Origin of the sequence: Sphingomonas sp. (genome assembly GCF_023266535.1) — a bacterium.
Taxonomy (GTDB): Bacteria; Pseudomonadota; Alphaproteobacteria; order Sphingomonadales; family Sphingomonadaceae; genus Sphingomicrobium.
Genome location: NZ_JAHFPY010000014.1, coordinates 1 through 22,923, shown reverse-complemented (window position 1 = coordinate 22,923; position 22,923 = coordinate 1). Strand labels below are relative to the sequence as shown.

Genomic DNA, 22,923 nt, shown 5'->3' with positions numbered 1-22,923 from the left:
CATCGCATCATGCTGCCGCCCTATGCAGTTCGACTCCTTCCGCACGACCCGGCTTGGGCGGACCAGGCCAGCGAGGAAGCTGCCCGCATCTTGAAGGCGATCTGGCCGGCGATCATCGAAATGCACCATGTCGGCTCGACCTCGATCTCCGGCATCGCCGCCAAGCCGATTATCGACCTGGTCGGCGTCACGCCAAACCTCGATGCGATCGAGGCCGCGCGGCCCAGGCTGGAGGAACTGGGCTATGCCTGGCACGGCGAATATGGCGTCGACGGCCGCCGCTTCTGCACCTTGAGCGACCCGATGACCGGCAAGCGCCGCTTCCACCTTCACTGCTATGCCGACGGCGACCACAGCATCCGCCGCCATATCGCTTTCCGCGACTATCTGCGCGCCCGCCCGGAAATGGCCGAAGCATATCAGCAGATGAAGGAAGGCTGCGCCGCCAGGCACCCTGACGACAGCAACGCCTACACCATCTGCAAGGACAGCTGGATCAAGCAGACCGAGGCCGAGGCGCTCAATTGGGTCCGCAACGCCTAGGCTGACAGACCGATATCGCCCTCGATCACCTGCAGCATGAGCTCGGGCCGCTCTCCCGGCTTCCACAGCTTCGCCGTGTGCGCCACGCGGTAACGCAGGGGCCCACCATCGGGGCTTTCGCTCCGCGTCACCGGCCGCGGGATGCAGACGAACTCGGTGCGCATTTCCTCGCCGGTGAGCCGCACCGTCGCATAGCCGTGGCCGCCGATGTCCACGAACTTTAGGTGCGGTGCCACATCCGGGTTGGACAGCGCCAGCGCCTTCGCCCGGTCGAAGCTCTTGGCATATTCGAAGCAGGACCGAACCCCATGCCGTAGCATCATGTTGTAGGTGCACTCGGGCCTGGCCGCGCCCGGCTTGTCGGCCAGGGAGAGAGGCCGAAATTTGTCGTCTTTCTTGATCGCATATTCGTTCGCTTCAGCCCCGCCCACGCTCGACATGGATCCGCCGGTGAAGCTCAGGCCAATCGGCTCAAACTTGCCGGGCGGCAATTGCGCGGAAGCATAGCCGGCCCAGAAACTGTGGAGGTCGCCCGAAACGATGGCGAAACCGGTGATCTTTGCATCGCGCACCAGGTCGTAAATCTCGCTGCGTTCAACCCAGGCGCTGCCAAAGTCTCCGCCCTGGACGTTGGCGAATCGGCCCGCCGGCCATTTCTGCTTCGTCAGCCCCGCCGGGAAATTCTCCGGATCGGCGCGCTGCTCCAAGGTGCATTGCGAACTGCCCCAGATCTTCCAGGTCGCCCCCGAGTTGCGCAGGCGGTCTTTGAACCACGCTTTCTGCGTCGCTCCGAGGATGGTCTGTGGCGGTTTGTCCTTGTTCGGATTGGCGACCTTCGCGCCGTTGAATTCCAGCTCGGTCGGCGGATTGCCGCCGTTGAATGCACGACCGCCGTCCAAAACCTGGAGCAGGTCATCCGGGAACATCCCGTAATCGGCCCAGTCGGCAAGCTTATCGGTCGCCGACTCTTCGAACGGGTTCGGTCCGCGATAGCTGCGCTCGTCGGTGAGCAGGAGTTCGAGGTGGCGGCCATAGCGCAGCGTCCGGTAGATGATCAGGCTGTTGATCGCGGCGATATTGTTCGGTTCGAGGCCCAGGCCGCCATCGTCAAACTTCTCGATCTTGACGTTGTTGACGGGGACCGAACCGAATTCGTCGAACGATCCGCTAGGCGCTTTCACCCGCGCCGGAATATTCTCAAACCAGGCTTGGTTGGCCGCGACCTTGATCGTCTGCCCGGGCTGCTCGAACTTCGGATTTTTCAGGATGCTCTGCCAGCCCTGCCATGAGAATTCGTGGTTATCCCAGATACACACGAACGGCCAGCGGGCCCGCGCGTCCTGCAGGTCGGGATCGGCGAGAAAGCCCTTCCACACGGCGCGATATCCCTCGAGCGTCGACGGGAGATGGAACTTGCCAACCTTTAACGCGTCCGGGATCCGCGCAACCTCGTAAAGTTTCCGGTCGAAGCGGGGCTTCCCGTCCTCTGGATATTGCACGACCTCGTAGATGAAATCACCAAGGTGCAGGACAAAATCGAGTTGGTCCTCGGGTTGCGCCCGCTCATCCTCGAAGATCATCCGGCGGTAGCCGTTGAGCTTGCTTTCGTTGATATCCTGGCAGCTGACGAACGCAAAATTGACCGCGCGCGGATCGTTTGCTGCCGGCGCGGTGATCGTCCGGCCGATGCGGCTGCCGCTCCCGTCCTTGTCGGTGAAGCGGTACCAATAGACGCGAGCGGGTTTGAGGCCGGCAACCAGCACGCGCGTTGTCCAGTCCGAAGCCGACGAAACCGGCGCTTTCGCATGCGCCACCACCCGCTTGAACGCCGCATCCTCCGCCACCTCGACCGTCAGCACATAGCGCTGGCCGCTTTCGTATGGCCGCCGCGTCCACAGGATCACGCTGTTGCTGTCGGGATCGCCTGACGCCACGCCTTCGGGATAAAGGTCGCGGCGCTCGGCCCATTTGGTGCGCGATGCCCTGGCCGGACCGCTCCACGCCAGCGATGCCCCCATCGCTGCGGCGGCCTGGATGAAATGCCTGCGGCTCAGCATATGCCTCTCCCCTTTTTCGGGGAGGTTTGCGCTGTCGTCACGGGGGAGCGATTCCAAAACGACAGACGCCTAATGATTTCGACGAACTGTCATTTCGATAATTATCGAATTGTTCTTGACAAGTGCTGACCGATTCGTCATTTCCATGATTCTCGAAAGGACGAAGCCATGCGATTCATCCGCAACCTCCTCCGCACACTGTGGCGGGACATCATCACCAAGCCGCAGCACTGCTATTGCGCTCATTGCGGGACCAATTTCCGCTGATGGAGATTAAATCCGCGATCGACGCGCTTGGCGCTCTGGCGCAGGAACATCGGCTGACCCTGTTCCGGCTGCTGGTCCAGGCCGGCGAAGCCGGCATGAACGCCGGCGCGATTGCCGAAAAACTCGGCGTGCCCAACAGCTCATTGAGCTTCCACCTTGCCCAGCTGCGTGTCGCCGGCCTCATCACCCAGGAACGGCAGCACCGCTCGCTCATCTATCGCGCCAACTATCCGGCGATGAACGGGCTGATCGACTTCCTCACCGAAAATTGCTGCGGCGGCGCGGAATGCGCGCCGGTCGCCACCACCAAAGAGCAAAGGAAAATCGCGTGAAGCGCATGCACGTCCACGTTGGTGTAGAGGATCTCGATACTTCGATCCGTTTCTACTCGACCCTGTTCGGCGCCGATCCCACCGTCACCAAGCGCGACTATGCCAAGTGGATGCTCGACGATCCGCGGGTCAATTTCGCCATTTCGGCCGGTCATCACGCGATCAAGGGGATCGAACATCTCGGCATCCAGGTCGAAAATGCCGAAGAACTGACCGAAGTCTACGGCCGCCTGAAGGCCGCCGACCGCCCGACATTGGAAGAAGGCGCTACCACATGCTGCTACGCCAAGAGCGAAAAGAGCTGGATCGCCGATCCCGACGGCGTCGTCTGGGAAACCTTTTTCACCCATGGCGGTGCGACGGTCTACGGCGACAGCCCGACGCTGACCGCGACGTCGCTGAACGCATCCAACGATAGCTGCTGCGCGCCCGCCATGTGCGACGCGAAGCCACAGCCCGAACGCGGCAGGGCCTGCTGCTGATGGGTCCGGCGGCGATCCGAGCTGCCGAAGCGCGCGACGCGGCAGCGATTGCCACCATCTATGCCTACCATGTTGCGCATGGCACGGCATCGTTCGACACCAGTCCGCGCAGCGAAGCGGATACCGCTTCCAAGATCGCCGAATGCGCCGAACGCGGCTGGCCGTTCCTGGTGGCCGAGCTGGACGGACAGGTGCTCGGTTACGCCTATGCCACCCAGTTCCGCGATCGCCCGGCCTATCGCACCACCTGCGAGAACAGCATCTACCTCGATCCCGCCCATCTCGGCCAAGGTATCGGCACGCTGCTGCTCGGCGCGCTGGTTGAGGCGGCGACCAAGGCGGGCTTTCGGCAGATGATCGCGGTGATCGGCGGCGCTGAGCCCGCCTCGGCCGCGCTCCACGCCAGGGCCGGTTTCGTCGAGACCGGCCGGATGCGCTCGGTCGGCCGCAAGCAGGGCCGCTGGCTCGACACGCTCTACATGCAGAAGAGCCTGGGCCAGGGCGACGCCCTGCCGCCGGAAATCGAGCCATGACCGGCCTTGGCAAGCGCTTGGCCGCGGAAGGCCTTGGCAGCTTTTTCCTGTTCGCCACGGTGATCGGCTCGGGCATCATGGCCGAGCGGCTGGCCGGCGGAAATATCGCCATCGCGCTGCTCGGCAATACGATGGCGACCGGCGCGATCCTGTTCGTGCTGATCGCCATGCTCGGGCCGATCTCGGGCGCGCATTTCAACCCGGCGGTCACGCTGGTCATGGCCGCCCGCCGTGCTCTCGCCGCGCGCGACGTGCTGCCCTACATCGCTGTGCAACTGCTGGGTGGCGTCATCGGCGCCTGGGCCGCGCATCTGATGTTCGACCTGCCAATCCTCCAGTTCTCGGTGAAGGCGCGCACCGGCCTAGGCCAATGGACCGGCGAGTTTGTCGCTACTTTCGGCCTGATCCTCACCATCCTCGGCACATTGAAGCACCGGCCAAATGCCGTCCCCGCGTCGGTCGCGCTCTACATCACCGCCGCCTACTGGTTCACCTCCTCGACCAGCTTCGCCAACCCGGCAATCACCATCGTCCGCAGCCTCAGCGACAGCTTCGCCGGCATCGCGCCGCATGACGTGCCGATGTTCATTCTCGCCCAACTACTCGGCGCGGCCATGGCGGCCCTGGTTGGTACGCAACTTTTCGACGAACGGCCTAACGCAACAAGCAATCCCTAACTTCCGATAACTGGGAAATTGGAGGGCGATTGCTATCGTTTCGCGTCCGTTTCCCTGGGGGAGCGCTGGCTAAGGGGGTCACGCTCGTCTTATCGGGGGGCAAAGACGGATGGAAAATCCCCGTCCGGCCCCCGACGGACGGGGATTTTCTATTTCATGAGCAACCAAGCGCTTGCGAGCAAATGCAGCGCATTTGGAAGCAAGCGCGCAGAGATTGCGAATGTCGGCCAGCGGCCCGCGAAGCGGAGCCGACTGACGGCGCAAATTTACTTTGCGCCGACTACCAGCCGCACTCACTCCCATCCCCGCTGGCGCCCCCAGCTCCGTTTGTTATGGTCCTTAAGTGGCGGCAATTGGCAGCGAACCAGATATCAATCTCATCGCCGCCGCCCGGGCTGGTGACCGCGACGCGTTCGCCACATTGCTCGAGCGCCATTACGACCGCATCCACGGCCTCGCCTGGCAGCTGACCGGATCGCGCGCCGATGCCGACGACATTGCCCAGGACGTCTGCTGCACCCTGGTCGAGAAGCTCTCCGGCTATCGCGGCGAGGCCAAATTCACGACCTGGCTCCACGGCATCACCTTCAACGCCTGCCGCGACTGGCGCCGCCGCCGCCGCTCGTTCTCTGCTTTCACCGATCGGCTGGTCTTGCTCGCCGGCCTCGTCGCCGACGAGCGCCAGCGTGACCCCTATGACGCCGTCTGGCTGAAGAGCGCCATCGCGCGGTTGAAGCCCGATTTGCGCGACACCGCCGTGCTCGTCGCCGGGCAGCAACTGACCCACGCCGAGGCCGCCGAGATCCTCGGCATCGCCGAAGCCACCGTCGCCTGGCGGATGCACGAAGTCCGCCGCATCCTCGCCTCCGAAAAATAATTTCCAGAAAGCTTCAAAGGAAATCCCGGCCACCCGCGTCCCAGTATTCTAGCGAGCAATTTTGCGTCGCTGTTCAAAGGGAGGTTTGACATGGGGAGCCAACTTCACTCGCTTGGGCTCGCGCTTAGCGCATTGATGCTCGCGTCATGCGCGGGATCGGCCATCGACAATAAGGCGGCGACGCTGCCGAAGGCGGCCAACGAGTCCGAAGCGCAGGAATCGGCCGACGCCGCCAATATCGTCGTCACCGGCTCGCGCGTCCGCCAGCAGAATCTGGAAATGGCCGCTCCGGTCAGCGTGATCGGCAGCCAGGCCTATGCGCCTCCTCCGCCTTCTGCGCCCGGCCTGTCGGGCGGATGGGCCCCGCCCTATCACGACGAGGGCCGCGACAAGTTCACCAGCTTCGCCGAAAACTCGTTCCACATCGTCCGCGAAGCGCCGGTCTCGACCTTCTCGATCGACGTCGACACCGCTTCCTACAGCTGGGTCCGGGCCTCGCTGAACCAGAATGTCCTGCCCCAGCCGGCCGCGGTCCGGACCGAGGAAATGGTCAATTATTTCCACTATGATTATGCCCCGCCCGCGACCACGTCGCAGCCGTTCAGCACCAATGTCGCGGTCTTCCCCAGCCCCTGGGCTGTGGGCCGCCAGCTGGTCCGCATTGGCATCAAGGGCTTCGAAGTCCGCCGGGCCGAACGGCCGCGCGCCAACCTGGTCTTCCTGATCGACACGTCGGGCTCGATGCAGGAGCCGAACAAGCTGCCGCTGGTCCAGCGCTCGCTCAGCATGCTGGTCAATGAGCTCGACGAACGCGACACCGTTGCCATCGTCACCTACGCCGGCAGCGCCGGGACCGCGCTCGCCCCGACCCCGGTCGCGCAGAAGCGCAAGATCCTCGACGTCATCAACCAGCTAGGCGCGGGCGGCAGCACCGCCGGCGCCGAGGGCATTCGCCAGGCCTATCATCTCGCCGAGGCCAACCTTGATCCCAGGGGCGTCAACCGCGTCATCCTGGCGACCGACGGCGACTTCAACGTCGGCATCACCGACCAGGGCGAGCTCAAGGGCTATATCGAGCGCGAACGCTCCAAGGGCGTGTTCCTCTCGGTGCTCGGTTTCGGCATGGGCAATTACAATGACGCGCTGATGCAGGCGCTGGCCCAGAACGGCAACGGCACCGCCGCCTACATCGACACGGTGCAGGAGGCCAAAAAGACCCTCGTCGAGGAAGCCGGTTCGACTCTCTTCCCGATCGCCAAGGACGTGAAGATCCAGGTCGAGTTCAATCCCCTCGCGGTCGCCGAATATCGGCTGATCGGCTACGAAACCCGGGCGCTCAACCGCGACGATTTCGACAATGACAAGGTCGACGCCGGCGACGTCGGCTCGGGCCAGAGCGTTACCGCGCTTTACGAAGTCGTGCCGGTCGGCGGGCCGCTGACGAATGGCGGATCCCGCTATTCGCCCGAGATTGTCGTAACCGGCTTGCGCATCCCGCGCAGCCCTCAGCAGATGGAACTCGGCTTTGTCAAAATCCGCTACAAGCTGCCCAAGTCGGACACCAGCAAGCTGATCTCGACCCCGATCGACGCCAGCGTCCAGTTCGCCAGCTTCGAGGCGGCCCCGCGCGATGCCCGCTTCGCCACTGCTGTCGCCGGGTTCGCCGAGCTGCTGCGCGGCGGGCGCTACAATGGCTCGCTGACCTATGACGATGTGCTGCGCATCGCCGCGGCGGCGCGCGGGCCGGACGAATATGGCTACCGCTCGGAATTCCTCCAGCTGGTGCGCAATGCCAAGGGCGCGCGGTCGCTGGCGGCGCTCGGCCAATAGGAGCTTATGGCCGCCGGTACCAAATAATCCCAGGCCACACGGTGCCGGCGGCCGCCCAAAAATGCTTACCAGTTTCAGCTTTACCGCTATGACCTTGCACATGCGGCTTTACGAAGGAACGCGCTGAGTGGGACAGGAAGGCGACGATAGGCTTTCGCTGCCGGTCCCGCCGCCGCCCAATCCGGCCGCGCGCCGGGCGGCGATCGACGTCGCGATGCGAAAGTTCGACGGCCTCGGACCCGCACCTCCCCCGCGTCCGGCCTTTTCCCTGGCCAAATGGGTTTCGACCCATCGCGCCGCCACCGGCGGGCTGGTCACCGCCACGCTGATCGCCATCGTCTCCATCCCCGTCGCGCAGGTTGTGATCGGCGACCGGCAGGCGGAGGTCGCCCCGGCAGGCCCCCTCCCCGAAGTCCGCAACGAACCGGCCTTCGACGCCGTGGCGGACAACGCTGTCGAAGAGGCGCCCCAGGCAGCACCGGGTCTGATCGCCGCGCCCGCACAGCTTGCGCCTCCCAGCCCAGCGGTCGCGGCCCCCGCACCCGCAGTCGTCGGCTACATCGCCGGCATGCGCGAGGAAAAGGCCCAGGTCGCCGCCCCGGCGCCGGTCGTGATGCGTGCTGCGCCGCCGCCCCCGGCGCCTCCGCCCCCGCCTCCCGCCGAGCCCGAAGAGCGGGCATCCGATGCCGGCAACATCGTCGTCACCGGCTCGCGCGTCCGGCAACAGAATCTTGAATCCCTGTCGCCCGTCTCCGTGGTCAGCCGCGACGAAATCGGCGACACGTTCGGCACCTTTCTGTCGCGGCTGCAGGACAAGTTCGGCGGCGGCGATCGGAACGCTGTCCTGGGCATGGTCGGCCTGCCGCTCCGCGTCAGTTTCGGCGGCGAGAACCGCACCTACCGCACCCGCGCCGACGTCGAGCGCAACTACGACCGCATCTTCACGTCCAAGGTGACGGACGCCCTCATCGGCACCTATTCCGACCAGCTCCAGTCCCGCGACGGCGGCAAGCTCAAGGGCAATGGCAGCATCTGGTTCGGCTGCGGCCTGCGGGTCTGTGAGTCCGCCGATACGATCAAAATCCGGGAGGTTCATCCCTGAGCCACCGAGCGCAAGCGAGCAAATGCGCAGCATTTGGAAGCTAGCGTCGCAGAGATGGCGAAGGTCGGCCAGCGGGGTCGGCGCCGCCGACCCCGACTGACGTCACGGATTCATTCCGTGACGTCGACATGCTCGTTTAGAACCGCAGCGAAACGCCCGTGTAGAGCTCGAGATCGGGGGTTTCGTTGGTCAGCCCGACATTGACGCCGCCGTCCAGCTGCAGCCGATCGTTCACCGCATAGGCCAGCGCCGCATCGGCCGAGGCCTGCCGGACCGTCCCGGCCGGGTCGAGCTCAAAGTTGCTCCACAGCTCGCCGGACAGGCTCAGCCGCGGCGCGATCGCTCCCGACAGGCTCAGCACATTGACGATCGCGGCATGGCTGCCGCGCCCGTCGCCGTCGGCCAGCACATCGACCTCCGGACCCAGCGTCGCGCTGACGCCGCCGCCGATGTCGAAACTGGCCGTGGCCGCCAACCCGCCCTCCCACTTGCGGTTGCCGATGCCGTGCTTGGCGGTCGGCAGCTTGATGAACGGGATCAGCGCGACCTGCACCGGCGCGTCGTCCCCAGTCAGCCGCTGCTTCACGCGCACCACGACATCGCCGGCGCCGGAGATGGACTGGCCCTCGCTCCGCACCCACACATAGGGCGAGACGTTCAGCTCAATATCCGTCCGGTCGCTCAGGCCATATTTCAGCAGCGTCGAGCCAACATAAAGCACATCGGTTCGTTGCCCGCCCTCATCCATGCGCGTCCAGTCGAGCGCGCCGAACTCGACCTGGATTTTGCCCGCCGGAACCGTGCAGACCGCATTGGCCTTGCCCGGCCGGTCGGGGCAGATCGGGGCTTCGGCTGCCGCCCCCGCGGCCGCCAGCAGCAGCAGGCTCATATCCGCACCTGGCTGCCCAGTTCGATCACCCGGTTGATCGGCAGGCGAAAGAATTCCATCGCGCTTTCGCTACTCTTCAGCATCCAGCCGAACAACCGCTCGCGCCACAGCGCCATGCCCGGCTTGTCCTTGCACGCGATCAGCTTCTGGCGGCCGAGGAAGAAGCTGGTGGTCATCATGTCGAACGGCCCGCCGGCATCCTTGACCCGCATCAGGTCGCCCGGAATGTCGACCTCCTCCATGAAGCCATAGTGGAGGATGACGCGGTAGAAGCCGCTGCCGACATCCCTGGTCTCGATCCGGTTTTCGGTGTCGATATGCGGCACGCCCTCGACCTTGACGGTAAGGATGATGACCCGCTGGTGCACCACCTGGTTGTGCTTGAGGTTATGCAGCAGCGCTGCCGGGATGCCGTCGGCCGATGACGACATGAACACCGATGTGCCGCGCGCCCGGAACGCCGACGAGGCTGACTTGACGAACACTTCCAGCGGCACCGAGCTTTCGTCGAGCGCCCGGCGGAGCAACGCCCGTCCCGTTGCCCAGGTGGTGAGGACGGTAAAGCTCACCGCCGCCACCACCAGCGGGAACCAGCCGCCGTCGGGGATTTTGGTGATGTTCGACGCGAAATAGATGCCGTCGACCAGCGCGAAGGTGCCGATGATCAGCGCCGACAGCACCCGGTTCCAGTTCCACACCTGGAACACGAGGAAGCCGAGCATCACCGTGGTGATCAGCATCGTGCCGGTCACTGCGATGCCATAGGCCGAGGCCAGGCTGGTCGATTGCTGGAAGCCGATGACCAGCAGGATGATCATCGCCAGCAAGGTCCAGTTGACTGCCGGTATATAGATTTGCCCGGCCGCCTTGGCGCTGGTGTGCAGCGTCTTCAGGCGCGGCAGGAAACCCAGCTGGACCGCCTGGTGGGTAACCGAGAATGCGCCCGAAATGACCGCCTGGCTGGCGATGATCGTCGCCAGCGTGGCGATTCCAACCAGCGGCAGCCGCGCCCACTCCGGCGCCATCAGGAAGAAGGGATTTTCGACCGCCGCCGGATTGCTCAGCAGCAGCGCGCCCTGCCCCAGATAATTGAGCATCAGGCACGGATAAACCAGCCCGAGCCACGACCAGCCGATCGCCCGCCGCCCGAAATGCCCCATGTCGGCATAAAGCGTTTCCGCGCCGGTCACCGCCAGGAACACCGATCCCATGGCGAGGAACGCCAGCTTTGGATTGTAAAAGAAGAATTTGATCGCCCAGGTCGGGCTTAACGCACCCAGGATCGCGAGGTGGTTCATGATATTGAGTACGCCGAGCACGGCCAGCACGGCGAAGTAGACCAGCACCACCGGTCCGAAGATCGCGCCAACCTTGGCCGTGCCGCGCGCCTGGACCAGGAACAGGCCGACCAGGATGCCGATCGAGATCGGGATCACCAGCGGTTGAAGGCTGGCCTCGACGACCGTCAACCCCTCGACCGCCGACAGCACCGAGATCGCCGGGGTGATCATCGCGTCGCCGTAAAACAGGCAGGTCGCGAGCACGCCCATCGTCACCAGTGAAGCGGTCCATTTCCTGCCCGGCAGGCTGCGCTGGATCAGCGCCAGCAGCGCCAGCGACCCGCCCTCCCCGCGGTTGTCGGCGCGCATCGCAACGACGACATATTTGACCGTGACGATCAGCATCAGCGACCAGAAGATTAGGCTCAGCACGCCGAAGATGTGCAGCGGGTCGACTTCCATCGGGTGCGGGCCGATGAAGCTCTCCTTCATCGCATAAAGCGGCGACGTGCCGATGTCGCCGTAGACCACGCCGATCGCACCGAGCATGAGGATCGGCAGCTTGTCCTTGGTGCCATGGTGGCCGGCGTTGTCGGCTTCGGGGACGGCGTCGGCCGTCATGGTGATGCTTGTCATGTCCCGCGAAGTGGCGACTTGGCGTGTAAAGATTCCATGTGGTTTTCGGGAATGAACCATGTGTTAGTCTCGACGGACGCGCCGCCGGGGCCCATTTGGCGGCCATGACCGACCCGTTTCCCCTGCCCGTCCGCCGCCGCCAGGCCGGCGCCATCGGCGTCGTCCGGCCCTATGCCGAAACGCTGGCGATGGTCGCGGCCTCGACCCTGGCCGGGATGCTGATCGCCCCGCGCTGGGGCAATTCGGCGGTCGACCTCCTGTACCTGCCGGCGGTCCTCGCCGCTGCCGGCTTCTACGGCCTTGCGCCCGGCGTACTGGCGGCGACTGCCTCGGCGCTCGCCTTCAACTATTTTTTCACCGAGCCTTACCGCACCTTCCACATCAACAGCCCGGAAGACATCGCCACCGTAATCTTCCTGTTCCTGGTCGCGCTGGTCACCAGCCAGCTGGCGGCGCGGATGCGGGCCAGCGCGCATGCTGCCAAGGCCAGCGCCTCGCGCAACGCGACCATCGCCGGCCTTGCCCGGCGACTGCTGTCGACCTCGGGCGAAACCCAGGTGGGCGAGGTCGCCTGCCGCGAACTTGGCCGCCTGTTCGATTGCAACGCCGTGCTGATGACTGGCGAGGGCGAACCGCAGATCGCCGCCGCCAAGCCCAGCCAGCTGATCCTGACTCCAGCCGACATTGCCGCTGCCGCCTGGTCAATCGAGTCCGGCCGTCCCGTCGGGCGCGGCGCCGATGCCGCCGCCACCACCGAATGGGTCTTCTATCCGATCCGATCCAACGCCGCGGTGATCGCCGTCATCGGCCTGGCCCGCGACGATGGCACCCGCCCGGTTCCGTTGCTGGAGCTCGAGCTGCTCGACAATCTGCTCGACCAGGTCGCGCTGGCGCTGGAGCGGTCGCGGCTGGAAGGCGAGGCGCGCGAATTCGCCGCGGTGCGCGAGCGCGACCGCACCCGCTCGGCCCTGCTGTCGACCATCGGCCAGGACCTTGGTCCGCATCTTTCGGCGATGGCAACGGCGGTGTCCGCCCTGTTGCGCAACGGCGATGGCGACAGGAGCCTCCTCTCCACTCTCGGTTCGGAAGCCGGCAAACTGCAGCGCTACCTTGCCAATTTGCTCGACCTCGGTCCGGAGGCCGACGACAAGCCGCTCATATTCGGTGACCTCACCATCGACCTTTATCGCCGCGCGGTACGCCGGGGCGGCGAGGAAGTGCATTTGACGCCCAAGGAATATGCCGTGCTGGCCGAGCTCGCCAAGCATCCGGGGCGCGTGCTCAGCCACGCCCATCTGCTCCGCACCGCCTGGGGTCCGGCGCATGAGAAGCAGGCCGACTATCTCCGCGTCGCCGTCCGCGCCTTGCGCCAGAAGCTCGAGGCCGACCCCGCGCATCCCGCATTGATCCTGAACGAGCCTGCAGTCGGCTACCGGTTGGCGACAGCTCAATAGCCGATGACTCATGGCGAAGCGCGAACTTGCTTCGCGCTGGAGCCATTCCGATTGCCTCGGCGAAAGTACCACTTTCGCCGAATGAAGTTTGGGACCGGTCTCGGGGGCTTGAGACCGGTCCCGGCAAGCGGACCGCTAGGGGTTGGGGGGCTTGGCTAGGCGGCCCGCGCCTTACTCAATGAACCTCGAGCTTGGCTTCCATCCGGATTGCCCGGGCGAGGTTGTCGTAATTGGGCGAGGTCGCCTGCACTTCGGCATGGATTTCGGCGAACTGTTCGCGCGTGCCGTCACCGGAGATGCGCACGACATACTCCAGCTTCGGATAGCCCGGCGGGACCGCATCGCTCAGCGCGAAGAAGCCGCGCAGGTCGAGCGTGCCGTTGGTCACGATCTCCAGGCTGTTGAGCGTGATGCCGCGCTTGGCCGCGCCGGCGACATAGCCGACGGTCATGCAGGCGTTGAGCGCCGCCATCAGCAGCTCCTGCGGATTGGGCGACTGGTTGCTGCCGAGGATTTCCTCCGGCTCGTCGGCCTTGATGACGAAGTCGCGGATCACCGTGTCGCCATTGCCGAAGCGGATCGGGCCGACATGGCTCTCGCTGCGGAACTGGCCGTCCCACTTGGTGGTCACCTCAAAGCCGAGCGCCGGTGTGATCGCGGAGTCCGCGACCAATTGGGTCAGCCTGTCGAGGTCGATGTCGTTGACGATCGCCTTTTGTACGGGGTTCAACATGTTGATGCTCCTTATGCGTTGAAATTTCACTGGAATTTGGTGGCGAGCTCGTCGATCCTGGCCAACTGGCTCAAGGACAGCGCGCCCAGCGTCGAGCGGAACTCGCGGTGGGCGAGGCCGGAGCCAAGATAGGTCCAGCGCAGCGCCTGGTGCTGGCGGGCGAGTAGCTCGAGCCGGTCGGCCTCGCTCGCCTTCGGACCGTGGATGGCCTCCAGCGCGTCGAGGTTGAACTTGGCCTGCTGGCGGCAGCCGGTGTCGAAGAAGCCGACGATGGTGAGGAAGCCGTCGACCGCGGCGTGCAGCTCGGCCTCGCTCTTGCCCCGGGCCAGCGCCTCGACCACCAGCGTATCGAGCTTGGCGTGCTGCGCCTCCTCGATCCAGTGGTTCCGCAGCAGCTCGGTGAATAGCGGGTCGAGCCCGTTATCGTCCTTGACGCTGTCGACGTAGTGGGACTGGGTCATCCATTCGATCATCAGAATGAACAGCGCCACGCTGAGCGGGTCTTGGCCCAGCACGAACTCGGCGACCGCTTCCGGCGGGCCGATCACCTCGCACTTCTGGGCGAAGCCTTCCTTGAAGACCTGCTGAAAGCGCTTGAACAGCTGGATGTGCTTGGCTTCTTCCGAGGCGAAGTTGAGCAGCGCCTGGGTCTCGACCTTGTCATCGCCGGGCAGGCCGTCGCGGACATGGTCGAGCACGAACGGCAGGATGAACTCCTCGACCAGCCCGAACAGCGTCAGATATTCATGCGCGCGGATATGGTTGAGCGTCAGCCGCTCGTCCGGGCGTAACATGGCAAGGCCGCTGGTCCGCGCCAGATTCTCCGGCATGAACGGGCGCGAAAAGTCGAGCTTCGCGTCCGGACCGATGACATCGTCGATCTGCCACGCGGCGCGGGTCGAGGCGGCAAGCACCGCCGGATAGTTGAAGTCGTGAAACATGGTGCCGGCTCCTTAAGCTGCGATCAGCGGAAAGAGCGCGGCGCCCAGCGACAAGCTGGCGAACAGCAGCGCACCGACGGCGCAGGCCATCGTGTCCTGGTTGGTGGAATGACTGTGCATTAGTAATGACTCCCTTTGTGTGGACGGGCCCTAATTTCCGTCCTTGGGGAGGCCATCTGACGGGCCATCGTGGAAGCAGCCGTTGGAAAAAGCGTTGGAACCGGACCGTGTGAACGGTTAACGGCGTTTCCACGGTGGGGCCCACAGGAGGGGGCCGTTAATGCAGTTGCGCTTGCTGGGACCGATGGCGGTGATCGCGGACGGCGCGACCGTGCCGCTCCCCGCCTCGCGCAAGACCCGCGCCCTGCTCGGTTACCTCGCCGCCGAGAACAAGCCGGTTAGGCGGGAGCGGCTCACCCACCTCTTCTGGGAAATACCCGACGATCCCAGGGGCGCGCTGCGCTGGAGCCTCAGCAAGCTCCGCGGCCTGCTCGGTGACGCGATCGTCGCCGACCGCGAGACCGCCGCGCTCGACGCATCCGCGCTGGACATCGACTTCGCCCGGCTGCGCGACCTCGTCGCCCATGCCGGGGACACGCCAACCGAACAGCTCGAAAGCTTCTGCGCGCTTTCGGCCGGCCCGTTCCTCGAAGATCTCGACCTCCCCAATTGCGACGATTTCAACGCTTGGCGCATTGCCCGCGCCGAGGACGTCCATTTGTGGATGGACCAGCTGTGCGCCGAGCTGGTCGCCCGCGACCTGCCGCCTGAAACCCTGCTCCCCCATGTCCGCGCCTGGGTCGAGCGCACGCCGCACGACCCTGAGCCCGACGAAGTCCTCGTCCGCCTGCTCCTTGCCGCCGGCCGCGAGGAAGAAGCCGAGCAGCAGCGCGCGCTGGCCATCCGACGCCTCGGCGAGGCCGGGGTTCCCGCCACCGCGGCGCTGCGCGAGCCCTCCGCCATTCCCTTGCCCGTCGAGGAGCCCGCCGCGCCCGAGCCGGCCGCTCCCGCCATCCTCAAGCAGGAAATCCACTTCTGCCAGGCGACCGACGGCACCACCCTCGCTTACTCGGTGACCGGAGCTGGTCCGCCCCTGGTCAAGGCCGCCAACTGGCTCAACCATCTCGAGGCCGACCTTCACAGCCCGCTTTGGAAGCATTGGATCCGTGCCCTCACCCACATCCGCTCGGTGTGGCGCTATGACGAGCGCGGCAACGGCCTCAGCGACTGGCACGCGCCCTTGAATTTCGACGCGATGGTTGACGATCTGGAAAGCGTGGTCGACGCCGCCGGCCTCGATCGCTTCGACCTTCTCGGCATCAGCCAGGGCGCCGCGGTCGCCATCGCTTACGCCACGCGCCATCCCGAGCGGGTCCGCAAGATGCATTTGTGGGGCGGCTATGCGCTCGGCTGGCGCCACCGTTCCGACCCGGCCGAGATCGAGCGGCGCGAGGCAATGCTCGAGCTGACCCGCTACGGCTGGGCGCTCGACAACCCCGCCTACCGGCAGATGTTCACCTCGCTCTACTTGCCCGAGGGCAGCCAGGAGCAGGAGGATTATTTCAACGAAATGCAGCGGGTCACCACCTCGGCCGAAAACGCTGTCGCGCTGCAACAAGTGTTCGCCGACATCAACGTCGGCGAACTATTGGGCAAGGTCACCACGCCCACCTTGGTCGGCCACTCGACCCGCGACGCGGTAGTCCCCTTCGCGGCCGGCCGGGCGCTCGCCGCCCGCATCCCCGGCGCCCAGTTCATCGCCGTCGAAAGCCCCAACCATTTGCTGCTGGAGACCGACCCCGGCTGGCCGAAGTACGCCAGGATCGTGGAGGAGTTTCTCGAATCTTAGTTCCCCGGCGCAGGCCGGGGCCCAGTCCCGACGCGAAGCGTCGGCTAACTGCAAAGCCTGACCGGAAGCGCAGCTAACCGAGCCGAAGGCGACCGAAGGACAATGTCGGACGGCCTGCCGCGGAGCGGGCAGGGCCGACGGCGCGGCGGAGCTGCCCAAGGTTCCGATGATGCAGAGCATCATTGGAAAGGCAGCGCAGGTTTCACTCCGCGCCGGCTCTCTTCCCCATAGAGCGGCGGGCGGCCCGTTTCCCGGGGGCCGCCCGCCTACCGCTGGCCGGAACGCAATGGAGGGGATCCCGATTGAGTTCCGGTCGAGGATCAGAATTCGCCGGCGATGCCGACGCGAGCTCCGTTGTTGTGGCTGCCCGCGAATGCGGCACCTACGGTCAAGGCCACCACCTTTTCGGTAGGAAGCCGATACGTTAGCGAGGCACCGAAGGCATATTCACCGCGGAAGGTTGCGCCGTTGGCGGCATAGCTCACTCCGCCAGGCGAAGAGGGCATCGGCGCCTGGGTCAGCGCCATGGCTGCGGCGATCCCTTGCTGTGCGTCGTTACGATCCCTGTCACGCAGATCGAACAGCGTGCCGATGTCACCTTGCAAGCCGGCGATCCCGCTGTTGATGGTGCCGACAGCCGCATTGAGCTGCGCCACATTGACCGCGTCAGTGGCGAGCACGCCAGCGGCCACTCCGCCGATCGTGCGGTTACCGACGTTCACCTGGTTGGTGGCCGTAGCAACCGTGCCCGTGCCGAGCGCGACCGAATTGGCGAAGCCGGCGGTGCTGGCGCCCTGCCCGATTGCGGTCGAATTGGTGCCGGATGCCACCGCGCCGTTGCCAAGCGCGGTCGAATTGGCACCCGACGCATTGGCTAGGTTGCCGATTGCGGTAGAAGCGGCGCCGGTTGCCTGAGCCTGGTTGCCAACTGCGGCAGCCTGGGCGCCAGTGGCATTCGCTCTCCAGCCAAACGCCTGAGACCCGGCGCCTGACGCCACCGCTTCGCCGCCGATCGCAGTCGAATGGAAACCGGTCGCCAGAGCCTTGTCGCCGAATGCAGCCGAATCCTCGTTGGTCGCCTGGGCCCGGTTGCCGACGGCTACCGACTGCAGGCCGGTGGCGTTGGCAAGGATGCCGACTGCTGTCGAGCTTTCGCCAGCTGCATTGGACCCTTCGCCCAGTGCGGTCGCTTCCAGGCCGGTCGCCTGCGAGTTCACACCAACCGCGGTGGAGTTTGCCGCGTTCGCATTCGCGCTGTTGCCTATCGCGGTCGAATTGGCCCCAACGGCCCGGGCAAGATTGCCCAGCGACGTGGAGGCGACGCCTGTCGCCTGGGTCTGGTTGCCGACGGCGACCGACTGCGTGCCGGTGGCATTGGCTCTCCAGCCGAACGCCTGCGATCCGGCGCCCGATGCGACTGCTTCCCCGCCGATCGCGGTCGAGTGAAAGCCGGTCGCCAGGGCCTTGTCGCCGAACGCCGCCGAATCCTCATTGGTCGCCTGGGCGCGATTGCCGACGGCGACCGACTGGAAGCCCGTGGCATTCGCCAGGATGCCTACGGCGGTGGAGCTTTCGCCCGATGCGGTCGAACTCGTGCCCACGGACGTCGCCTCTAGGCCACTGGCCGTCGCTGCGTTGCCGGCCGCCGTGGCGCTGTCAGCAGTGGCGGCAGCATCTGCGCCAATCGCCGTCGTGTCGCTGCCGGTCGCGTTGGAATCGCTACCGAACGCCGTCGCGTCGCCTCCGGCTGCAGCGGCGCTCGCTCCGACGGCCGTTGCGCCGTTGGCGACGCCGGCGCCATCAGCGGAAGCATTTTCGCCGCACGCCAGGTCTTCCGGATCCACCGCGGTGGCGCCGCCGGTGTTTTCTGTCGCCAGTCCGTCCGCGAGATCGCAAACGGCTTGCGCCTGGGCCGGGGTCGCCATGGTCAAGGCCGTGCCGAGCGCGATCGCCGATCCGGCGATCAATATTTTCATTCGCATATTCGATTCCTTTGAGAAGTGGGGTGCGCGGCGCCGGGCCTGGCGCCGCGCAAACCGAGGGTTTGGTCGGTGAGAGTAAAGCCCCGATCAGCCCCCGGTTTTGGTCAGGATTGCCGCCATTGCGCCCATCGGCGCGGTGCCCCGGGCAGCCACCATTTGTTCAATTTGCCGATTGCCGTCGGAAACCGCCGCCCGGAAGCATTTGGCCCGCGCCATTCGGATGTCGACGGGTTCGACCGCGTTCGTCAGGCACAGATCGGCCGCGACTGCCCGGATGCGATGCTTCACTGCCGCCAGTCCCGCGGCAGAGGCGAGATTGAAATCGCCAGTGGAGACGGTCGCGCTCGGCGCCGGATTGGCTGTCACGATGACATGTTCGGCAACCGCCGGGGCGGACATGGCCAACAATATACTCAGCGAGATGGCCGAGCGAATTCGGATAAGGTTGTTTCGCATTTTGACTTCCTTTGGTGTTCGGGTGGCCGCCGGAACGGGAGCCGGCGCGCAGGAAGAAAATGCGGTCGCAAGCGATTGGCCCGATAGTTCATGGATTGGAGCAACCCGCTACAGGATTTGGAGCTTGGCTGTTCGGGACCAAGACCCGTCCAATGCCATTTTCCGTTGAACTTCAGTGGGAAAGCGCCCGTGCCGCAACTGGACCTGCTGCATCTCCGATTTCAGTAATCGAGAAAATCACTTAAAAATGACGCTCTAATCGAAAACCGTGGTAATTGGCCCAACCCGCCGCGGGGGCGGTTTCGACGCTTTTTACCACGCGTGCTTCCACGGTGGCTCGCCATCCAGAGCGAGGAATGCACCACCTCAATCCATGGGCGTGGGGCAGATGGGGACAACTCATGAACTATAGTCAATTTTGTCCGGTCGCTAAGGCAACTGAGATTCTGGGCGAACGCTGGACGATCCTCATCCTGCGAGAACTGCTGATGGGCGGGCGCCGCTTTAATGAACTGCAACGGGGGCTTGGCGATATCTCGCCGACGCTGCTCACCAGCCGCCTCAAATTGCTGGAGGAGCGAGGCATTGTCGCGCGTCGCCGGATTGGTGGCCAGCGCGGCCATGAATATTGGCCCACGATTGCCTGCGAGGCATTGTTGCCGGTGCTCATCGCGATCGGCGAATGGGGATTGAATTGGACTCGCGAAATGCTGGTCGAAGAGGACTTCAATCTGGATTTTCTGATGTTTTATCTTGAACGGAGCATCGACCCCGGCAAACTTCCAGGCGATCACAGCGTCATCCGCTTCAAGTTTACCGATATGACGGAACAGCCCAACTGGTGGCTGCGGGTCGATCAGCAAATTGTGGAGGTGTGCCTCACCGCGCCGGCCTCCGACGTCGACGTCTACTTCACGACCACTGTCCGGACGATGCATGACGTCTGGATGGGCGATCGCACCTATCGCGAAGCGGTGCGCTCTGGCGATTTGATCATTGAAGGAGAACTGGCGTTGACCCGGAACGTCAGCAGCTGGTTGCGCCCAAGCGTTTTCGCAAATTCCGATCGCGCGCCAGTGCCGCATGCGATCCCGCGGGCCGCATAACGAGGACGGCATCAATGTCGGAGTATGGCTGCAGCTTTATTGCACCCTTGACGAGCGTCAGGCCCAATTGAAACCGCCCGTTCATCCCAACTATGCCAAAGCCGGCAAGCGCGATGATGGAGTCGCTGATGTTCGGTAAGTCCCTGCTCATCCTGTCGGCCCGCTGCCTCGCCGCCGCCCCCGGTGCGGCTACGGCCGATAGCCTCGATGGCACCCAGCAGCACAGCCTCACCCAAAGCACTGCCCAAACCGGCGGCGATTCCTACGGCGACCGCAATCGCGGCGGGCCCTATGGCTTCTTCAGCTACCCGCGCCACCGCCACGTCGACGGCGGCAGCTCGCTCGATCGCGCCTTCTCTCCGACCAGCGCCACCACCTCGCCCCATGACGATGCCGCCCACGGCTCGGCCTATTACGGCCCCAACTATGGCGCGCCCTATTTCGGCGGCGGCTATTATGACCAGGGAGTCTACTACCGCGAGCGAAGAGAGCGCTGATCTAAAGACTCGTGGCGAAGCCCGGATTCATTCCGGGCTGGAGCCACTCAGCAGACCTCGATCAAAGTAGTACTTTGATCGAAACGCTAGTAGCCCATTAAGGCTAATACCTCTTTCCGCGACCTGTCGTCCTCGCGGAGCGAGAAGCGCAGCCAGTCCGGGGGACTGGCGAGCATCGAGGCCCATGATCCGGCTTGGCTAGTAGCCCATTAAGGCTAATACCTCTTTTCGGCTCCGGTCATCCTCGCGGAACACCCCCATGATCCGGCTCGTGACCATCATCACGCCCGGCGTCTGGACCCCGCGCGCGGTCATGCAGGCGTGGGTGGCCTCGATCACCACCGCCACCCCCTTGGGCTTCAGATGTTCGCAAATACAGTCGGCAACCTCGGCGGTCAGCCGCTCCTGGACCTGCAGCCGCCTGGCATAGCCGTGCAGCACCCGCGCTAGCTTGCTGATCCCGACCACCTTGTCGCGCGGCAGGTAAGCGATCGATGCCTTGCCGATGATCGGGGCGAGGTGATGTTCGCAATGGCTCTGGAACGGAATGTCCTTGAGCAGCACGATTTCGTCATAGCCGCCGACCTCGTCGAAGGTCCGCTTCAAATGCACCGCCGGGTCCTCGGCATAGCCTTTGGCATATTCGCGCCACGCCCGGGCCACCCGCTTCGGCGTGTCGAGCAGCCCTTCGCGCTCGGGATCGTCTCCGGCCCAGCGGATCAGCGTCTTGACCGCCTCCGCAACCTCGTCCGGCACCGCCACCTTGGGCGCGCCGCTGACCAGGTCGCCATCTTCAGGACTGCACGGCATGACCCATTTCCTTGGCTATATCGTCGGCTACTGCCGCTACTTGCCCCCTGATATCGGGAACGGCGGTGATTTCCCAATAACGTCCTTTGGTGAGCGGCCCCAGTGCCCAGGCCTTGCCCGCACCCAGAACCCGCGAATGCCCGTCGACCTCAAGCCCGATATCGAGCGCATCGGGCCTGGCCAGCCCGGCTTCGAACAAGCTCCTTAAAAGCGAATCCTTGCTCTGCGAGATGGCGCCGAGCGGACCAGTGCAATTGATCGCCAGCGCGAAACCATGGTCATCGGCGGCCTTCTTGCCGCGACGCTTGATCGACACGTCGAGCTTATTGCCCTTGACCCACATGTCGGTCACCTGGCCCGCCACGATCTCCAGCCGGCCGATCTGGACCAGCCGCTTGATCCGCCCGCCGACTTCCGGCGCGATGCGGTGGCGGTGTACGTCCCACCATGGACGGGCATGACGCATGAAGCGTCGCTGTTCCGACGCGCTCCAGCTTTGCCACAGCGCCTGGCTGTGCGGCCTGAGGCTATCCACTGCAGCGCGCCAGCCGACCGCCGCCCCGCGGTTGAGCAGCCAGCGCCATGCTTTCCTGAGCGACCCGTGCGGCACTTCCTCCTGCGTCACCGGCGCGCTGCCATGGTCGGCATGGGCGCGCGGGGCCTGGCCGCGCCGCGACACCGCCGTCATCCGCCCGCGCAGGCGCACCTCGTCTAGGGTCAGCACCATGTCGACCATGGTGAGCCCGGTGCCGATCAGCAGCACATCACCCCCGGTCGCAGCCGCTCGCACGATCGCCGCGCGTCCCTCTTCGCTCCACGGGTCGTTGACGAAGAATTTTTCGTCGATGCCGCGCGCATAGGGCAGCGCCTGCGGCGCCTGGTTGCCCTGGGCCAGCGCCAGCGCATGGCCCGCGACCCGCGATCCGTCGGCCAGCCGCACTTCCCAGCCGTCGCCGGCCCGCTCGGCCGCGACCGCATCCTGCTGGACGATCCGCACCTGCCCGCTGGCCGCGGCGTCATTCAAAATCTTGCGTAGATATTCGCCGTAGCGTTTGCGCGGCACGAACTCGTGCGGCTCATAGCCTTCGCGCGCCACTTCCGACGCGAAATGCCCCGGCTGGTCGGCCCAGGCGCCCATCCGCCCTGCCGGCACGTTCAAAAGGTGCGCCTTTTCGTCGGTCGAAAAGGCCGTTCCTTCGCCGGCGCGGCCGCGCCCCTCAATCAGCGTGCTGGCTAGGCCCTTGCGCGCCAGCTCGGCCGCCAGCATCGTCCCGGAAAAGCCGCCGCCGATAATGACAACGGTCGGTCGGTCAGCCTCCATGCGCGTCAGATCTCATAGTCCGGCCAGGCGTTGGGGTTGGCTGCCCCGGCCTTGCGCTTGACCATATGGTCGTGGAGGCTCTTGACCGTCCGCCCCGCCGTCTCGGTGAACAGCGCTGGCACCGCGGCGTGGACGATGCAGGCGAGGCCCGCGCCGACCATCCTCGCGCCGATCACCACCGCGCCAGCGCCATGCTCCGCCCAGCTCATCCCCAGCGATTTGGGGTGCTCCCAGAACAGCCTCCCGATCATCGCGTTTTCTTCCCCTTT

At 65.1% G+C, this 22,923-nt stretch carries 21 protein-coding genes and 2 pseudogenes; 13 read left to right on the top strand and 10 right to left on the bottom strand.

The annotated features are described in order from the left end of the window. Positions 1 to 9: 9 nt before the first annotated feature. Positions 10 to 543: a GrpB family protein gene (locus tag Q0C64_RS03530; RefSeq protein WP_294120855.1), complete on the top strand. Its 534-nt coding sequence runs from the start codon at positions 10 to 12 to the stop codon at positions 541 to 543. On the opposite strand, the gene Q0C64_RS03525 is transcribed toward Q0C64_RS03530, so the two are convergent. Then, positions 540 to 2,600, bottom strand: a complete 2,061-nt coding sequence (locus Q0C64_RS03525) for an alkaline phosphatase D family protein (protein ID WP_294120853.1) — start codon at positions 2,598 to 2,600, stop codon at positions 540 to 542. The two genes, Q0C64_RS03530 and Q0C64_RS03525, sit on opposite strands and share 4 nt — an antisense overlap. A 266-nt stretch (positions 2,601 to 2,866) precedes the next feature. Here Q0C64_RS03525 and Q0C64_RS03520 point away from each other — a divergent pair, with 266 nt between their 5' ends. From Q0C64_RS03520 to Q0C64_RS03490, 7 genes are all read left to right on the top strand, one after another. Then, positions 2,867 to 3,199, top strand: coding sequence for a metalloregulator ArsR/SmtB family transcription factor (locus tag Q0C64_RS03520; RefSeq protein ID WP_294120851.1), 333 nt, complete (start codon positions 2,867 to 2,869; stop codon positions 3,197 to 3,199). Continuing rightward, on the top strand, positions 3,196 to 3,681 hold the full coding sequence (locus tag Q0C64_RS03515) for an ArsI/CadI family heavy metal resistance metalloenzyme (protein ID WP_294120850.1): 486 nt from the start codon (positions 3,196 to 3,198) through the stop codon (positions 3,679 to 3,681). Before Q0C64_RS03520 ends, Q0C64_RS03515 begins: the two co-directional genes overlap by 4 nt. Next, a complete protein-coding gene (locus tag Q0C64_RS03510; RefSeq protein WP_294120888.1) occupies positions 3,681 to 4,214 on the top strand; it encodes a GNAT family N-acetyltransferase in 534 nt (177 codons plus the stop codon). The genes Q0C64_RS03515 and Q0C64_RS03510 overlap by 1 nt, the downstream gene beginning before the upstream one ends. Next, a complete protein-coding gene (locus tag Q0C64_RS03505) occupies positions 4,211 to 4,891 on the top strand; it encodes an MIP/aquaporin family protein (protein WP_294120849.1) in 681 nt (226 codons plus the stop codon). The genes Q0C64_RS03510 and Q0C64_RS03505 overlap by 4 nt, the downstream gene beginning before the upstream one ends. 343 nt (positions 4,892 to 5,234) lie before the next feature. Continuing rightward, a complete protein-coding gene (locus Q0C64_RS03500; RefSeq protein ID WP_294120848.1) occupies positions 5,235 to 5,768 on the top strand; it encodes a sigma-70 family RNA polymerase sigma factor in 534 nt (177 codons plus the stop codon). Positions 5,769 to 5,903: 135 nt separating this feature from the next. Then, the gene (locus Q0C64_RS03495; protein WP_294120847.1) at positions 5,904 to 7,598 is read left to right on the top strand and encodes a VWA domain-containing protein; all 1,695 of its coding nucleotides are present in this window, start codon (positions 5,904 to 5,906) and stop codon (positions 7,596 to 7,598) included. Positions 7,599 to 7,725: 127 nt separating this feature from the next. Continuing rightward, positions 7,726 to 8,700: a hypothetical protein gene (locus Q0C64_RS03490; protein WP_294120846.1), complete on the top strand. Its 975-nt coding sequence runs from the start codon at positions 7,726 to 7,728 to the stop codon at positions 8,698 to 8,700. A gap of 136 nt (positions 8,701 to 8,836) precedes the next feature. On the opposite strand, the gene Q0C64_RS03485 is transcribed toward Q0C64_RS03490, so the two are convergent. After that, positions 8,837 to 9,589 (bottom strand): transporter, encoded by a 753-nt coding sequence (locus Q0C64_RS03485; RefSeq protein ID WP_294120845.1) that lies wholly within the window; start codon positions 9,587 to 9,589, stop codon positions 8,837 to 8,839. Beyond that, on the bottom strand, positions 9,586 to 11,418 hold the full coding sequence (locus Q0C64_RS03480) for a potassium transporter Kup (protein ID WP_294120886.1): 1,833 nt from the start codon (positions 11,416 to 11,418) through the stop codon (positions 9,586 to 9,588). Before Q0C64_RS03480 ends, Q0C64_RS03485 begins: the two co-directional genes overlap by 4 nt. 191 nt (positions 11,419 to 11,609) lie before the next feature. Between Q0C64_RS03480 and Q0C64_RS03475 the strand changes: the two are divergent. After that, a pseudogene (locus Q0C64_RS03475) lies at positions 11,610 to 11,978 on the top strand (DUF4118 domain-containing protein); the annotation flags it as partial. 690 nt (positions 11,979 to 12,668) lie between these two features. Then, positions 12,669 to 12,959 (top strand): annotated as a pseudogene (locus tag Q0C64_RS03470) (winged helix-turn-helix domain-containing protein); the annotation flags it as partial. Between the two features lie 175 nt (positions 12,960 to 13,134). On the opposite strand, the gene Q0C64_RS03465 reads toward Q0C64_RS03470, so the two are convergent. Together Q0C64_RS03465 and Q0C64_RS03460 are read right to left on the bottom strand one after the other, a co-directional pair. Next, positions 13,135 to 13,692, bottom strand: coding sequence for an OsmC family protein (locus Q0C64_RS03465; RefSeq protein ID WP_294120844.1), 558 nt, complete (start codon positions 13,690 to 13,692; stop codon positions 13,135 to 13,137). A 26-nt stretch (positions 13,693 to 13,718) separates the two neighbouring features. Continuing rightward, a complete protein-coding gene (locus Q0C64_RS03460) occupies positions 13,719 to 14,633 on the bottom strand; it encodes a diiron oxygenase (protein ID WP_294120842.1) in 915 nt (304 codons plus the stop codon). Positions 14,634 to 14,913: 280 nt separating this feature from the next. On the opposite strand from Q0C64_RS03460, the gene Q0C64_RS03455 reads away from it, so the two are divergent. Next, on the top strand, positions 14,914 to 16,482 hold the full coding sequence (locus Q0C64_RS03455) for an alpha/beta fold hydrolase (RefSeq protein ID WP_294120840.1): 1,569 nt from the start codon (positions 14,914 to 14,916) through the stop codon (positions 16,480 to 16,482). A gap of 320 nt (positions 16,483 to 16,802) precedes the next feature. On the opposite strand, the gene Q0C64_RS03450 is transcribed toward Q0C64_RS03455, so the two are convergent. Next, complete coding sequence (locus tag Q0C64_RS03450; protein ID WP_294120838.1) at positions 16,803 to 18,458, bottom strand: hypothetical protein; 1,656 nt, start codon at positions 18,456 to 18,458, stop codon at positions 16,803 to 16,805. 93 nt (positions 18,459 to 18,551) lie between these two features. After that, positions 18,552 to 18,920, bottom strand: coding sequence for a UrcA family protein (locus Q0C64_RS03445; protein ID WP_294120837.1), 369 nt, complete (start codon positions 18,918 to 18,920; stop codon positions 18,552 to 18,554). Positions 18,921 to 19,321: 401 nt separating this feature from the next. On the opposite strand from Q0C64_RS03445, the gene Q0C64_RS03440 reads away from it, so the two are divergent. Further along, complete coding sequence (locus Q0C64_RS03440) at positions 19,322 to 20,026, top strand: winged helix-turn-helix transcriptional regulator (RefSeq protein WP_294120836.1); 705 nt, start codon at positions 19,322 to 19,324, stop codon at positions 20,024 to 20,026. A 128-nt stretch (positions 20,027 to 20,154) separates the two neighbouring features. Next, positions 20,155 to 20,523, top strand: a complete 369-nt coding sequence (locus Q0C64_RS03435) for a hypothetical protein (RefSeq protein WP_294120835.1) — start codon at positions 20,155 to 20,157, stop codon at positions 20,521 to 20,523. Positions 20,524 to 20,721: 198 nt separating this feature from the next. Here Q0C64_RS03435 and folE read toward each other — a convergent pair whose 3' ends face one another. From folE to Q0C64_RS03420, 3 genes are all read right to left on the bottom strand, one after another. Then, a complete protein-coding gene (folE, locus tag Q0C64_RS03430) occupies positions 20,722 to 21,333 on the bottom strand; it encodes a GTP cyclohydrolase I FolE (protein ID WP_294120832.1) in 612 nt (203 codons plus the stop codon). Next, entirely contained in the window at positions 21,317 to 22,654 is a 1,338-nt protein-coding gene (locus Q0C64_RS03425) for an FAD/NAD(P)-binding protein (protein WP_294120831.1), read from the bottom strand. Before Q0C64_RS03425 ends, folE begins: the two co-directional genes overlap by 17 nt. A gap of 5 nt (positions 22,655 to 22,659) precedes the next feature. After that, the coding region (locus Q0C64_RS03420; RefSeq protein WP_294120830.1) for a DUF6356 family protein at positions 22,660 to 22,923 on the bottom strand (264 nt) is incomplete at its 5' end.

Excerpts from the sequence above, each read along its gene's own strand:
- Q0C64_RS03455 (WP_294120840.1), top strand. The coding sequence starts at position 14,914 with ATGCAGTTGCGCTTGCTGGGACCGATGGCGGTGATCGCGGACGGCGCG.
- Q0C64_RS03530 (WP_294120855.1), top strand. The coding sequence starts at position 10 with ATGCTGCCGCCCTATGCAGTTCGACTCCTTCCGCACGACCCGGCTTGG.
- Q0C64_RS03450 (WP_294120838.1), bottom strand. The coding sequence starts at position 18,458 with ATGAAAATATTGATCGCCGGATCGGCGATCGCGCTCGGCACGGCCTTG.
- Q0C64_RS03485 (WP_294120845.1), bottom strand. The coding sequence starts at position 9,589 with ATGAGCCTGCTGCTGCTGGCGGCCGCGGGGGCGGCAGCCGAAGCCCCG.
- Q0C64_RS03480 (WP_294120886.1), bottom strand. The coding sequence starts at position 11,418 with ATGCTCGGTGCGATCGGCGTGGTCTACGGCGACATCGGCACGTCGCCG.
- Q0C64_RS03495 (WP_294120847.1), top strand. The coding sequence starts at position 5,904 with ATGCTCGCGTCATGCGCGGGATCGGCCATCGACAATAAGGCGGCGACG.
- Q0C64_RS03460 (WP_294120842.1), bottom strand. The coding sequence starts at position 14,633 with ATGTTTCACGACTTCAACTATCCGGCGGTGCTTGCCGCCTCGACCCGC.
- Q0C64_RS03445 (WP_294120837.1), bottom strand. The coding sequence starts at position 18,920 with ATGCGAAACAACCTTATCCGAATTCGCTCGGCCATCTCGCTGAGTATA.
- Q0C64_RS03440 (WP_294120836.1), top strand. The coding sequence starts at position 19,322 with ATGAACTATAGTCAATTTTGTCCGGTCGCTAAGGCAACTGAGATTCTG.
- Q0C64_RS03465 (WP_294120844.1), bottom strand. The coding sequence starts at position 13,692 with ATGTTGAACCCCGTACAAAAGGCGATCGTCAACGACATCGACCTCGAC.
- folE (WP_294120832.1), bottom strand. The coding sequence starts at position 21,333 with ATGCCGTGCAGTCCTGAAGATGGCGACCTGGTCAGCGGCGCGCCCAAG.
- Q0C64_RS03505 (WP_294120849.1), top strand. The coding sequence starts at position 4,211 with ATGACCGGCCTTGGCAAGCGCTTGGCCGCGGAAGGCCTTGGCAGCTTT.
- Q0C64_RS03525 (WP_294120853.1), bottom strand. The coding sequence starts at position 2,600 with ATGCTGAGCCGCAGGCATTTCATCCAGGCCGCCGCAGCGATGGGGGCA.
- Q0C64_RS03435 (WP_294120835.1), top strand. The coding sequence starts at position 20,155 with ATGTTCGGTAAGTCCCTGCTCATCCTGTCGGCCCGCTGCCTCGCCGCC.
- Q0C64_RS03510 (WP_294120888.1), top strand. The coding sequence starts at position 3,681 with ATGGGTCCGGCGGCGATCCGAGCTGCCGAAGCGCGCGACGCGGCAGCG.
- Q0C64_RS03520 (WP_294120851.1), top strand. The coding sequence starts at position 2,867 with ATGGAGATTAAATCCGCGATCGACGCGCTTGGCGCTCTGGCGCAGGAA.
- Q0C64_RS03425 (WP_294120831.1), bottom strand. The coding sequence starts at position 22,654 with ATGGAGGCTGACCGACCGACCGTTGTCATTATCGGCGGCGGCTTTTCC.